Origin of the sequence: Providencia sp. PROV130, from assembly GCF_028482225.1 — a bacterium.
GTDB lineage: Bacteria > Pseudomonadota > Gammaproteobacteria > Enterobacterales > Enterobacteriaceae > Providencia > Providencia rettgeri.
Window position 1 is genome coordinate 15,961 of the sequence record NZ_JAMPQC010000030.1, and the last position, 12,672, is coordinate 28,632.

The window sequence follows — 12,672 nt, forward strand, 5'->3', positions numbered from 1 at the left end:
TTAGAATTTAAACCCTTTATGCAATGCGACAATTCCACCTGTCATATTGGTGTAGGAAACCTGTTCAAACCCTGCATTTTCCATCATACCTTTTAGTGTTTCTTGGTTTGGATGCATGCGGATTGATTCAGCTAAATAGCGATAGCTATCGGGATCATTAACTATCGCTTGGCCAATACGAGGGAGTATATGAAATGAATAGGCATCATAAGCTTTATTCAGTGGCTCAATAACTGGTTTTGAGAACTCTAATACCAATAAACGCCCACCTGGCTTTAACACTCGGAACATAGAGCGTAGCGCTTTGTCTTTATCGGTGACATTACGCAGGCCAAAAGAGATAGTAATGCAGTCAAAATAGTTATCAGGGAATGGTAGCTCTTCCGCATTGGCTTGCACGTAATTGACATTACCGACAATACCAAGATCACGTAATTTCTCACGCCCCATTTTTAGCATTGAATCATTAATGTCTGCGAGTATGACTTCGCCTTTTTCGCCCACTAAACGTGAAAATTTAGCGGTTAAGTCACCCGTTCCACCCGCAAGGTCGAGTACCCGCTGATTACGACGGACACCACTTGCCTCAATGGTAAAACGCTTCCAAATACGATGAATACCAAACGACATCAAATCATTCATTAAGTCATATTTTGATGCTACTGAGTGAAAAACATTCGCTACTAGGCCAGCTTTATCTTCTTTGCCGACAGTACGGAAACCGAAATCAATGGTTTCTTTAGTTGGTTCAGTCATTTCTCTTATGCCTGCTTATCATTCAAACTTTTGTAGGAAGTGTAACAGTCTTTGAGCCAAAACCCTATCAGAAGTCTAAGATTCCGCACAATTAGGCGTATCAGACCGCTCAACCAATTGAGGCGAGATAGGTTGCTTAATTTCGACTCCTAACTCTTTAAAACTTTCCGCCTGGCTAATTAAATTTCCACGCCCTTGAGCAAGACGCTTCATTGCCGATAGGTAAGTATTATTGGCTTTATCAAGACTGGCGCCTAAAACCTGCATATCATCCACAAACAAACGCAGCTTGTCATACATTTTTGCTGCTCTATTTGCTATCTCCTGAGCATTTTGCCCTTGGCGTTCATACCGCCAAATATTATTAATCGTTCTCACTGCCACTAACAATGTGGAAGGACAAACTAACATAATATTCTGTTTAATTCCTTCATCAAGTAACTCGGGAGCTTCTTTCAAAGCCAGTAAATACGCAGGTTCAATAGGGATAAACATTAAAACGTAATCCAGTGAACGAATTCCCGGTAACTGGTGGTAATCTTTACGACTCAACATACGCATGTGATTACGGATAGATGCCACATGATTTTTTAACGCTTGTTGCTGTTCATGTGGATCTTCGCTATTGAAGTAATGTTCATAGGAAACCAGCGACATTTTTGCATCAACAACCACATCTTTCCCTTCTGGAAGATGAATAATCACATCCGGTTGATAACGGCTATTATAACTTGTATTGATACTAACTTGGGTTTCAAATTCACTTCCTTCACGTAAACCTGAAACTTCGAGGATCCGAGTAAGAATGGTTTCCCCCCAGTTCCCTTGAATTTTGTTATCCCCTTTCAGCGCTCGTGTCAGGTTAACTGCCTCTTTGGTCATTTGATTATTGAGCTGCTGTAATTGACGAATTTCATAGGCTAAAGTGTGGCGCTCTTTGGCTTCTTCACCAAAACTTTGTTGAACTTGCTGACGAAATCCTTCTAATTGCTCACGAAAAGGTGATAACATCGCCAATAGGCTTTTCTGTTGTTGCTCAGATGCACGACGCTCATTTTGTTCAAAAATACGGTTAGCTAAGTTTTCAAACTGTGCCGTCAGCCGTTGTTCACTGTTTTGTAAAATGCGCTGTTTTTCTTCGTTGGCTAGCTGGTTCTGTTCAAAACGGGTGATTACCTCGCGAAGCTCTGCTTCTTGCTCTCGGTTAATATCCCTTTGAGTACGCAGTTCTTGATCTAGCCTGTCGTATTCTTCTTTCCATTGCGCGAGGTGAATATTTTTTTCGTCACTTGCCGCAAGTTGGCGGTTGAGTTGTTGCAGTTCCTGATCTTTTTGCGTAATTTTTTGGGCAATAGAGAACCACGTAGCCAAGCCACCAATTAAAACGCCACTCAACGCACCAATAACAGCATATAAAAGAGAGGTATCCACGGTTAAATCCTTACTTTACAAAGTCTAGTGTAAGGTAATGGGATACTGTATAAGTGTCCAGAGGTAATTTAGCCATCGAAGAAAATTTTGCGAAGCGCTTCGCAAGCTTAGCCTATCCAGCTCGCAAACCATTTCAAGCCTAATGCCCCAGGCGCTAGAATACCAAATGCCCAAATCATCGCAGAAGCGATATTAGCGAGTTGGAAATGCCGTTGTGGCATGGCGCAAATCCCTGCAACCAAGGGAACAATGGCTCGCAAAGGCCCGAAGAAGCGCCCAAAGAAAATGCCCCAAATACCCCATCGGTCAAAGAAACGTTGCCCTTTATCAATCATTTGCGGGTTACGAGAAATCGGCCACATATGGCGTACATTTTCTTTGTAATGATAACCAAACCAATAAGAAAGCCAGTCTCCAAAAAAAGCACCGAGTGCTGCTGCTAACCATATTGGCCAGAAAGTAATATTACTTTCACCAATCAAAGCACCGAGCGCGAGTAAAATGACCGTTGCAGGTAACAGAAGCGACAAAAATGCCAGAGATTCCCCAAAAGCCAGAAAGAAAATAATAGGAAGCGCCCATACTTCATGTTCGCGTGTAAAGTCCGTCACTATGGTGACAATTTCATTGAGTGTCACGGTCAGTTCCTTTCATTAGGGGATAATCAGAATACTGTAGCGAAAAAGTGGTAAATCAACGTTAAACAAAGCCAAAACACCTTTGGAAAAACCGAGTTGTGGATAAAGAAAAACGGATTATCCGACAACTCATATTCCAATTAGAGCAACTTAGTCCAGAAACTGGCTTTGCAGTGCTTCTCGTTGCGGCCTTCCTAAACCAAAATCTTTTTCTAGCCATTGGTCAACATTGCCATACTGGCTTTCAACACTGTTTAGTGCTGTTCTCAAGAAGTCTTCACGTACCGAATAGACGTACTCAAATTTTTTCACGATGCTTTCGTCCATCGTTTTTGCATGCTCTTCAAGTAAGTGTTTGCGGTAAGGTGCGAGTGTTTCATTAGTCAGTAAGTAATCTTCCATTACGGTGTCTAAATCTGCACCTAAAGCAAATAACACGAGCGCAGACCCGACTCCTGTACGGTCTTTTCCTACCGCACAGTGTTGTACTATGCCACCTTTTTCTGGTTGTTTGAGTAAATTGACTAATTGATGATAAGCAGGATTGTTCAGTGGTAACAATTCATATAAACGGAACATAAAGGCTTGCGGATCAAATTGTTCCAATATCTCTGGCGTTAATTTATCTAAATTTGCGGTGACTTCTTTGGCTAGCGGATTTGCTGGCGCATGTACATAATGCGCTCCTTGCCAAATGACATCAGGTTTATCTAAAATTTCAGCTTCATCACGATAGTCAATAATTTGGAAAAGATTTTGTGAACGCAAAACCGCTTCGTCTTCCTGTGTTAATCGGTCTAACGCACCGGAACGAAACAGGACACCGGGCTTGATTTTGCCACCGTTAGCAAGTTTTTTACCACCGAGGTCACGGAAGTTAATACCGCCCTTCAAAGGCAGAACAGAAGGATGAAGATAAGGTGTTGTTGACATAATAATTCCTTTTCGCCCTATAGCTTTCATTCCAGTTAGCAATAAAACAAACGTAACCTGAATAATTTAAGGGCACATAATATTGATAATTGTTTTTATGACAATAACAGATCTAGCAAATAAGAGGATCAGAATATTTCCTGCAAATTGATTAGTAATTGCCAAATCTATCGAGGAAATAAAGAGAAATGAAAAGTGGGTCAAGGGACTAAGCCCGCTTACTTTTTGTCCACAACCGAGTGAAAGTCAAGTAAACGGGCCAGTAAATCACGGACTACAGTAAGCGGCGTGCAGCTTCAACCACAATACTTAATACGTTACCTTCAGTTTTCTTCAGTAACGCTTCATTTGGAATTTCTTGTTGAGTACGATTCACGATAACACCCGCAACCATACCAGCTCGTAACCCTTTACTACTAGAACACATAGTCAGCAATGTGGCTGATTCCATTTCGTAGTTCATTACGCCCATGTCTTGCCACTCTTTCATCGAACCTCTGAAATGACGCATCACACGGCCAGTATAGGTATCATAACGCTCTTGACCTGGGTAGAAGGTATCCGATGATGCAGTAACACCAACATGAACGGTCGCACCGGCATCTTTCGCTGCGGCATAAAGCGCATTGGTACAGTCAAAATCAGCAACGGCTGGGTATTCTAATGGTGCGAAGTGTTGGCTAGCACCGTCTAGGCGCACTGCCCCAGTTGTCACCAAAACATCACCGACATTGATATCTTCTTGGATTGCACCTGTTGTACCAATACGTAAGAAAGTACGGATACCAAGCTGTGCAAGTTCTTCAACTGCAATTGACGTCGATGGACCACCGATACCGGTTGAACAAACAATGACGGCTTTTCCGTCGAGTTCACCACGCCAAGAGGTGTATTCACGTAATGACGCAAGGTGCACAGGGTTATCCATCAGACGTGCAATTTTTTCAACACGGTTAGGATCCCCAGGAACAATCGCTACGGTCGCACCCTGTAAGTCACTTTTCTTTAAACCTAAGTGGAAAACGTCAGACATTTCAAACTCCTTTACACAATGGCATCATTAAATCAGTCAATACTGATTAATCGTTATTTGTAATATAGCGAGAAAACGATATTTTTTTAGTGATGAACATCACTTTTAATGAAAACAATAAAATATTGATTTCATAATTTAGTGATATACATCACATAAATTCATGGGTTTTATTTCTCTTTGAATTCCATTGCCATCAGTATAGATGAAAGTTTGGCATAACGACAAAAGCGCCCCTAATTGCTGGGCGCTTTGATTATTTGGCAGAACTAAAACTGATAACGCTATGTTAGAGAATTACATCAAGAACGAGGACACCAACTAGGCCTATCGCCCACGCAATGGTGGTCGGAATAGACCAAACAATCATTTGTTGTTTAACGTCCTTAATTCCCATCATTCTGTTCACCACCCAGTACAGGCTGTCGTTGAAGTAACCGAAGAACAGAGACCCCATGGTTGCCGCTTGCGCAGCGACCAATAAGTTAATATCCGGTATTTGGCTAATGATTGGTGCAGAAATAGATGCTGCGGTAATCATTGCTACCGTACCCGAACCTTGAATCAAACGAACCAATGTCGCGATGATAAACGGAATCAATACTGGTGTAATCGGCAGATTTGCAACATGTTCAGCAAGAATATTTCCTGTGCCACTATCACGCAGTACCGCACCTAATGCACCACCCGCACCCGTAACTAGCAGGATAATACCCGCTGCTTGTAAGCCTTCTTCCATACGGTCGATGACTTCTTCTTTTGTTGCTTTTGGCATTAATGTGTAAACAGAGATCAACACACTAATTGATAATGCAATAATTGGTGCGCCTAAGAATTCAAATGTTTGGAAATACCAATTACTTTCCATACCTTGGAAAGATTCTGTTTTGAGAATTAATCCATTGATAGCATTGATAAAAATTAACAAAATAGGTGTAATAATCGGTAAAAGCGATAAGAACAGGCTTGGTAATGGCTTATTCGCTTTTTCTTCCATATAACGAGCATGAACTTCTTTCAGGTCTTCGCTGCCCGTTTCATCTGGCATAAATTCAGGGTACTTAGTCCCTAACCATTTTGCGTAAAACACAATACCGATAACACAAGGGATAGCCAGGCTCATACCCGCTAGGATCATGGCGCCAACATCGACACCAAAAATCCCTGCCACGCCTAAAGGCCCTGGTGTTGGTGGAACGGTGTGGTGTGTCACCACTAACCCACCAGCGAGTGCAACGCCTAAAGTTAGTATGCTACGTTTACCATTTTTGGCTAATGCTTTTGCCAATGGGTATAAAATCACAAAAGCAGAGTCAACAAAGATAGGAATACTAACAATATAACCCGTAATCGCTAACGCCCATTCTTCACGTTTTTTACCTAACCATTTGATAAAGCTATAAGCGATTTGTTCAGCAGCACCTGAAACTTCCAGCACCCTTCCCATCATTACCCCGAGTCCGATAACAATACCGATGCTACCAAGTGTTGACCCAAAGCCTTTTGTAATGACTGTCACTGTCTCTGCGGCGGTCAAACCACCAGATACACCCGCGATTGCCGCAGCAATTAGCATGGCTAATAACGCATGAACACGCGTGCGTAATACTAAAAAGATCAGGACAAATATGGCCACTGCGAGGCCAATAACAGGAATATAGGACATAGGCTATCTCCTACTTAGACGAGCCGTGGTGAGTGATAAACGAACGGATCGCATCACCAAACGAGCCATCTGCACGGAAACCGAGATCCAATGCACGGCTGATATCAAATTTACCCGGCCAGCTCGCCACAATGCGGTTAATGCCTTCATCAGGTTCAAAACGAATAAGATCCACCGCTTCTTGCCCTGCAACATCACGCAGTGCATCAATCATGCCTTGAACAGTAACGGTAATACCTGGTAGGTTCACAGTGCGAGATTTACCGAATTTCTCAGCAGGGATACTGACCGCTTGAATAAAGTTATTAATCACGGTTTCAGGGCTGGATAACCATAGCGCAAGGTCAGGGGAGACAGGGCAAACACTTTCAACCCCATTTAATGGTTCACGAATAATGCCGCTTGCGAATGAAGATGCCGCTTTATTGGGTACACCAGGACGAATACTGATGGTTGGCAAACGCATCACCCGACCATCAACAAAGCCTTTACGTGAATAGTCATTGACCATCAGTTCACACATTGCTTTTTGAGCACCATAGGACGATTGTGGGTTAACGACACACAAGTCTGTGATGACATCCGGTAGCTCACCACCAAACACGGCAAGAGAACTGGTAAACATAAATTTGATTGCTGGGTTCTTGGCACGAGCAACTTCCAATAATTGGCGAGTAGCTTCGAAGTTAACCTTCATACCCAAGTCAAAGTCACTTTCAGCGTGGCTACTCACGATAGCGGCAAGGTGGAAAACCACATCAGTTTGTGCATCGATCAGTTTATCGGCCGCGCCTGCTTGCGTTAAATCTAGCGCAACGCAACTGACTCTGGCATCTTCAACTGGTGATGTAGGGCATTGAATATCGGCTAAAACAAGGTGGTCAAATTTTAAACCCTGGCTATTTTTAAGCAAAGCAGCGGCTAGCTGCTGGCCCAGAAAGCCTGCGCCACCAGTAATAATAACTTTCATTGTAATTCTCCTTGCTATAGCCTTTTAGCTGGCTATGCAGTTTTAGGTAAGATTATTTATGCTTTATGTCTTGATTAAATGAAGTTTTATGTTTTGTTCTGTTATCCGCTGCACCACATCAGCTGGCAACTGGTCATCGCAAATGATGTCGTGCAATTGATTCAATGGGCAAACACGAAACATGCCATATTTGCCGAATTTGCTACTGTCTGAAACCAATACACAGCGACGGGCAACATCCAATAGCGTTTGTTTTATCTGAACTTTTTCTTCATGTGGGGTAGAAACCCCGTGCTGTAAATCCCATGAACTGGTGCTGATAAAAGCAATATCAACATTGAGCGTTTTCAGCATCATCGCAGCCGTATTTCCTACACTAGAATGGTTACGTTTATCCACCAATCCCCCGGTGTGGTATAGGTTTAGCTGCGATTTATTCATTAAGTACTGCATAATCGAAAAATCATTAGTGACAATCGTTAAGTTAAAACGCTCACCGAGTACGCGCGCTATCTCAAAAGTGGTGGTTCCTGCATCGAGATACACCACTTGCCCATCTTCAACTAATGAGCTGGCAAACTGACCAATTTCACGCTTATGGCGATGATGCAACCGCGCCTTTTCACTCCAAGGTAGCTCTTGGCGCAACACATCATTTAACTTAACGCCACCACTGATACTGAGCACCTTCCCTTCTTCTTCTAACATCCGAATATCACGTCGTACTGTCATATGAGAGACATTCATTAGATCAACCAAATCACTGATCGATACGGTTTGATGTTCATACACGTAACGGTAAATAAAATCACGACGCTCAGAAGGGAGCATAGGTTCTCCTAATTATGAATTTGCTTGTTTAAGCCAGCCTAATCCATCTTCGGTGCGGCCTGCAGGATGGTATTCACATCCTAACCAACCCTCATAACCCATTTCATCCAACTGCTTAAAAATCCATGGATAATTGACTTCACCGCTATCCGGTTCATGACGATATGGGACTGACGCTATCTGAATGTGACTAAATTTACCCCATAAACGTTCAATTGTTTTCAATAAATCACCTTCCATAATTTGGCAGTGATATAAATCCAACTGGATAAATACATTTTCACGATTAATTTCAGGCAGTAATGCTTCCGCTTGTTTTTGCGTCGTCAAAAAATACCCAGGCATATCGCGGGTATTGATGGGTTCGATAAGCACACGAATACCGTGCTCAGCCATCACATCTGCCGCATATTGAATATTTTTGATAAAGCACGCGGTTTGCTGTTCAAGTGTATAATTTTCATTCACTTTCCCCGCCATCGCATGAACTTGTTTACAGCCTAATGCTTTTGCGTATTTCAATGCAGTTTGTACGCCTTCGGCAAATTCGTTCTCACGACCCGGGATCGAAGCCATACCGCGCTCCCCCAAAGCCCAATTTCCCGCAGGCATATTAAACAGGGCCTGTGTTAAATGGTGTTTACTCAGTTCACCCGCAATGACATTGGCATCTTCTTCATAAGGGAAGAGATATTCAACACCGTTAAACCCCGCATTTGCAGCACGTTCAAAGCGCTGTATAAAAGGCACTTCGGTAAACATCATGCTTAAATTTGCAGCAAATTTAGCCATTTTCGCCTCGCTACTTTTGTGGATAACGACTTTCGAGCTGTTCAACTTGCTCTTGCGTTAATGTTGTAAAGCCATGTGGGCGTAATGTGATATATAAGCGAGCGGTATCTTCTAACTCTTCTGCATTGAAGAACGCTTGCCTTAACGTTTTGCCACCCACGACCGGACCATGATTCGATAGCAATACCGCATTATGTGTCGGTGCTAATTTTGCAATTTCCTCACCAATTCGGTCATCCCCCGGTGGCAAGTATTCAATCAATGGCAATTTTCCCACTCGCATCACATAATAAGGTGTGATTGGAGGTAAACAATTTTTTGTATCTAACCCCGGTAAGCAAGACAACGCGGTTAACCAAGGTGAATGAAGATGAACAACTGCTTGGCAATCAGGGCGTTGCAAATACATCGCCATGTGCATAGAAACTTCTTTTGTCGGTTTATCTCCCCCGATCCAATTTCCTTGTGCATCGAGTTTACTCAGTTTGTTAGGGTCTAAATCACCAAAACTGGAGTTTGTCGGTGTCACAATAATCGAACCATCAGGTAACCGAGCACTAATATTTCCTGCACCACCGCTGCTGTAACCACGGTTAAACATTGATTTAGCCCAATCGACTAACTCTTGGCGCAGCGCCTTTTCATCACTCATTAAACATCTCCTGTGCAAACTGGAAGAAATTTTCTTGGCCGAAATTACCTGATTTCAACGCTAACCAGTTACCGCTTGCTAAGTCCTGTACCCATGGCACACCTGGGGCGATTGGTGAGCCAATACTTAATTGTTCTGTCCCAAGGCTTTGAACCACTTTTCCTGATGTTTCACCACCAGCAATAATAAAGGTGTCATACCCTTTCGCTTGCAACAGCACAACGACCTCACCAAAGACCTTCTCAACCGCGAAACTCGACTCCGCAGCACCGTATTTCTCTTGTGTTTTTTTCAGTAATTCAGGTGATTGAGTGGCATAAAGCATTGGCGCCAAACCCGTTAGTTGCTGTGCTTGCACCCAATCTGCCAATGTTTTGGCATACTCAGGGTTATTTAAACACTCACCCACATCCAACATTTTTGCAGGAGCAACTTGCTGATAAGCCTGAACTTGTTTGTTAGTCATTACCGAGCAACTTCCCGATAAAATAACTGTTTTTCTATTTTTACCTGTTGGCTTTTCACCTCGTTGCGTTGTACCGCCCCATGGACATTGGCTATCCACATTGGCCAGTGCAGCACCGAGACCGGAACCCCCTGTCAACAATGGCATCGCTTTAACCGCTTGTGCGATAGGGAGCAAATCATCCATTGTTAAGCTATCAACAACCGCGTAACTCACACCTTGTTGAGCTAACTCGGTCAGTTTTTGGCTAACAACGTCGCTGCCTTTTTGAATATCCTCAAGTTTGATTAAACCAGCTTGACCTTTTGATTGTTTTTCCATCACACGCAATAAATTTGCGTCAGTCATTGGCGTTACAGGATGGTGCTGCATACCACTTTCATTGAGTAGCTGGCCATTCACAAACAAATGTCCATGAATCACCGTTCTACCGTTAACGGGTAGCGCGGGGCAAACTAATGCTAAGTTTGTGCCCAGTTGTGCCATTAATGCATCTGTAACGGGGCCAATATTGCCTTTTTCGGTTGAATCAAACGTCGAGCAATATTTAAAGAAAATTTGCTGGCAATGCGCTTTTTGTTTCAGCCAATTACCTGCATTGGTCGATGCACTGACGGCTTCATCGACAGGACAAGAGCGGCTTTTTAAACTAATCACTATCGCATCAACATCTTGTGGTACTGGTGTGCTCTCATCGGGTTCATTCAGTAACTGAACAACCTTCCAACCGTTTTGTACCATAAAGCCTGCAATATCTGTCGCACCGGTAAAATCATCTGCTATTACGCCTAACTTCACTGTCATGCTTTTTTCTCCGGTAAAGTAATACCTTTAAATGTTTTAATCACCGCGCTGTCATCCTGTTGACCTAAGCCTTCATTGCTCGCTGAAATAAACATTTGATGAGCTGTTGAAGCAAGTGGTAATGGGAAATTTAATGCTTTTCCTGTTTCCATCACTAGCCCTAAATCTTTGACAAAAATATCCACTGAGGATTTTGGCGTATAATCACCGTCTAAGACATGTTGCATACGGTTTTCAAACATCCATGAATTTCCAGCTGCATGAGTGACAATGTCGTACATCACGTCAAGCTCAATACCCGCTTTGGCGGCTAAAGCCATACTTTCTGCCGCAACAGCAATATGTACCCCAGCTAATAACTGGTGAATCGTTTTGACGGTTGAACCTAAGCCAACTTCATTCCCTACGCGGTATAGGCGCTCAGAAATAGCGTCAAATACAGGTGAAAGTTGCTCAAATAAAGCTGGCTCTCCTGAGGCCATTACGGTCAATTTTCCTTCAGCCGCTTTAATTGCCCCCCCTGAAATAGGCGCATCCACAAGGGGTAATTGATATAAGGCAAGGCGCTGAGCGATGTTTTTGGTTTGCTCCGCGGAGAGTGTGCTATGCAACACTATAATTGTACCGGGACGTAGTTGTTCAGCCAGAGGCTGTTCACCCGAAAACAAAATGGCTTCAACTTGACGACCATTAACCACCACCAGCAACAAAGCGTCAATTTCATGGGCAAATTCCGCTGCATTTTGCCCCACTGCAATTGCTCCTGCATTAAATAGGCTTTTGCATGCATCTTGGTTTAAATCAAATCCATAGGTAGGAATGTTATTTTTTATAAGAGATTGTGCGATCCCCATCCCCATAGAACCTAGGCCAATCACGCCAATTTTATTAACGAAATTTCCCATAATGACCCCTGATGTTGTTAATCTTCGTGACTGTTGTGAATTTTTACACAATAAAATTCACAAACACATGACTAACATCACATTTGAGATAATATAAAAAACCAACAAATTAAATCTAAACAATTGAATTAAAACAAAATAAAAGAAAGCTCACCTTAAACACACGTTCACAGGATGATGTGATAAAAAATGTGATGCATATTATGTTTATTCACGTTTAATTCACAAATGATAAACCGTGGTTTTTCTACTGGGCTATATTCAATGCATCATTTCTATTGACCTAAAACTTAAATTGCTGAAAATAGCCGACTACAATTTTTTGAATAATGCTCCATACTATGAATGAGAGCATAAATTGGCGGATTGCCTAGGAGATAACATGGGGTTGTTTGAGCAAATGATGGGTATGGTTGCAGGCGATAAAATGCAACAGTTTCAATCAGTAATAAACTGGGTTGAGAATCAAGGTGGCCTTCAAGGTGTTATCGAAAAATTTAATGAACAAGGCTTAGGTGGTGTTATTGCCTCGTGGATCAGTGAAGGGAATAATTTACCTATCGATGCCAGCCAATTAATGCAAGTTTTTGGAAATGCGAATATCCAAGAATTGGCTCAACAGGTAGGCTTAGAACCTCAAGCAACCTCAGAAATGATTGCTAAATATCTTCCTCAGTTAGTTGACAGTGCCACACCAAATGGTGAAGTTCCAGAAAACCTCGATCTTGCTTCTATCGGTATGAATTTACTGAAATCCAAATTATTTGGTTAATATTTTCTAAAAAGGCAGGTTTC

At 42.5% G+C, this 12,672-nt stretch carries 13 protein-coding genes; 1 reads left to right on the forward strand and 12 read right to left on the reverse strand.

The window, feature by feature from the left end:
- The 12 genes from ubiE to ltnD all read right to left on the reverse strand — a co-directional run bounded on the left by ubiE (position 1) and on the right by ltnD (position 11,877).
- On the reverse strand, positions 1–756 hold the full coding sequence (gene ubiE / locus PSF28_RS19420) for a bifunctional demethylmenaquinone methyltransferase/2-methoxy-6-polyprenyl-1,4-benzoquinol methylase UbiE (RefSeq protein WP_047756010.1): 756 nt from the start codon (positions 754–756) through the stop codon (positions 1–3).
- A gap of 75 nt (positions 757–831) precedes the next feature.
- Complete coding sequence (gene rmuC, locus PSF28_RS19425; RefSeq protein WP_210835788.1) at positions 832–2,187, reverse strand: DNA recombination protein RmuC; 1,356 nt, start codon at positions 2,185–2,187, stop codon at positions 832–834.
- Between the two features lie 107 nt (positions 2,188–2,294).
- Positions 2,295–2,825, reverse strand: coding sequence for a DedA family protein (locus tag PSF28_RS19430; protein ID WP_004914898.1), 531 nt, complete (start codon positions 2,823–2,825; stop codon positions 2,295–2,297).
- Positions 2,826–2,975: 150 nt separating this feature from the next.
- Positions 2,976–3,758, reverse strand: a complete 783-nt coding sequence (locus PSF28_RS19435) for a tyrosine-protein phosphatase (RefSeq protein WP_210835791.1) — start codon at positions 3,756–3,758, stop codon at positions 2,976–2,978.
- A gap of 274 nt (positions 3,759–4,032) precedes the next feature.
- Positions 4,033–4,791, reverse strand: a complete 759-nt coding sequence (udp, locus tag PSF28_RS19440; protein ID WP_004914901.1) for a uridine phosphorylase — start codon at positions 4,789–4,791, stop codon at positions 4,033–4,035.
- 289 nt (positions 4,792–5,080) lie between these two features.
- Positions 5,081–6,457 carry a GntP family permease gene (locus tag PSF28_RS19445; RefSeq protein WP_004914902.1) on the reverse strand — a complete coding sequence of 459 codons (1,377 nt, stop codon included), beginning with the start codon at positions 6,455–6,457 and terminating at the stop codon, positions 5,081–5,083.
- Positions 6,458–6,467: 10 nt separating this feature from the next.
- Entirely contained in the window at positions 6,468–7,427 is a 960-nt protein-coding gene (gene denD / locus PSF28_RS19450; protein WP_272685502.1) for a D-erythronate dehydrogenase, read from the reverse strand.
- A 63-nt stretch (positions 7,428–7,490) separates the two neighbouring features.
- Positions 7,491–8,258, reverse strand: coding sequence for a DeoR/GlpR family DNA-binding transcription regulator (locus tag PSF28_RS19455; RefSeq protein WP_210835795.1), 768 nt, complete (start codon positions 8,256–8,258; stop codon positions 7,491–7,493).
- A 12-nt stretch (positions 8,259–8,270) separates the two neighbouring features.
- The gene (gene otnI / locus PSF28_RS19460; protein WP_272685503.1) at positions 8,271–9,050 is read right to left on the reverse strand and encodes a 2-oxo-tetronate isomerase; all 780 of its coding nucleotides are present in this window, start codon (positions 9,048–9,050) and stop codon (positions 8,271–8,273) included.
- Between the two features lie 10 nt (positions 9,051–9,060).
- Complete coding sequence (gene otnC / locus PSF28_RS19465) at positions 9,061–9,702, reverse strand: 3-oxo-tetronate 4-phosphate decarboxylase (protein WP_004260842.1); 642 nt, start codon at positions 9,700–9,702, stop codon at positions 9,061–9,063.
- On the reverse strand, positions 9,695–10,972 hold the full coding sequence (gene otnK, locus PSF28_RS19470) for a 3-oxo-tetronate kinase (RefSeq protein WP_272685504.1): 1,278 nt from the start codon (positions 10,970–10,972) through the stop codon (positions 9,695–9,697). The genes otnC and otnK overlap by 8 nt, the downstream gene beginning before the upstream one ends.
- Positions 10,969–11,877 carry an L-threonate dehydrogenase gene (gene ltnD, locus PSF28_RS19475; protein ID WP_210835801.1) on the reverse strand — a complete coding sequence of 303 codons (909 nt, stop codon included), beginning with the start codon at positions 11,875–11,877 and terminating at the stop codon, positions 10,969–10,971. The genes otnK and ltnD overlap by 4 nt, the downstream gene beginning before the upstream one ends.
- A gap of 382 nt (positions 11,878–12,259) precedes the next feature.
- Here ltnD and PSF28_RS19480 point away from each other — a divergent pair, with 382 nt between their 5' ends.
- The gene (locus PSF28_RS19480) at positions 12,260–12,649 is read left to right on the forward strand and encodes a YidB family protein (protein WP_004914918.1); all 390 of its coding nucleotides are present in this window, start codon (positions 12,260–12,262) and stop codon (positions 12,647–12,649) included.
- Positions 12,650–12,672 lie beyond the last annotated feature (23 nt).

Coding starts and splice junctions, on each gene's coding strand:
- ubiE (WP_047756010.1), bottom strand. CDS start 756: ATGACTGAACCAACTAAAGAAACCATTGATTTCGGTTTCCGTACTGTC.
- PSF28_RS19435 (WP_210835791.1), bottom strand. CDS start 3,758: ATGTCAACAACACCTTATCTTCATCCTTCTGTTCTGCCTTTGAAGGGC.
- udp (WP_004914901.1), bottom strand. CDS start 4,791: ATGTCTGACGTTTTCCACTTAGGTTTAAAGAAAAGTGACTTACAGGGT.
- PSF28_RS19445 (WP_004914902.1), bottom strand. CDS start 6,457: ATGTCCTATATTCCTGTTATTGGCCTCGCAGTGGCCATATTTGTCCTG.
- denD (WP_272685502.1), bottom strand. CDS start 7,427: ATGAAAGTTATTATTACTGGTGGCGCAGGCTTTCTGGGCCAGCAGCTA.
- PSF28_RS19455 (WP_210835795.1), bottom strand. CDS start 8,258: ATGCTCCCTTCTGAGCGTCGTGATTTTATTTACCGTTACGTGTATGAA.
- otnI (WP_272685503.1), bottom strand. CDS start 9,050: ATGGCTAAATTTGCTGCAAATTTAAGCATGATGTTTACCGAAGTGCCT.
- otnC (WP_004260842.1), bottom strand. CDS start 9,702: ATGAGTGATGAAAAGGCGCTGCGCCAAGAGTTAGTCGATTGGGCTAAA.
- otnK (WP_272685504.1), bottom strand. CDS start 10,972: ATGACAGTGAAGTTAGGCGTAATAGCAGATGATTTTACCGGTGCGACA.
- ltnD (WP_210835801.1), bottom strand. CDS start 11,877: ATGGGAAATTTCGTTAATAAAATTGGCGTGATTGGCCTAGGTTCTATG.
- PSF28_RS19480 (WP_004914918.1), top strand. CDS start 12,260: ATGGGGTTGTTTGAGCAAATGATGGGTATGGTTGCAGGCGATAAAATG.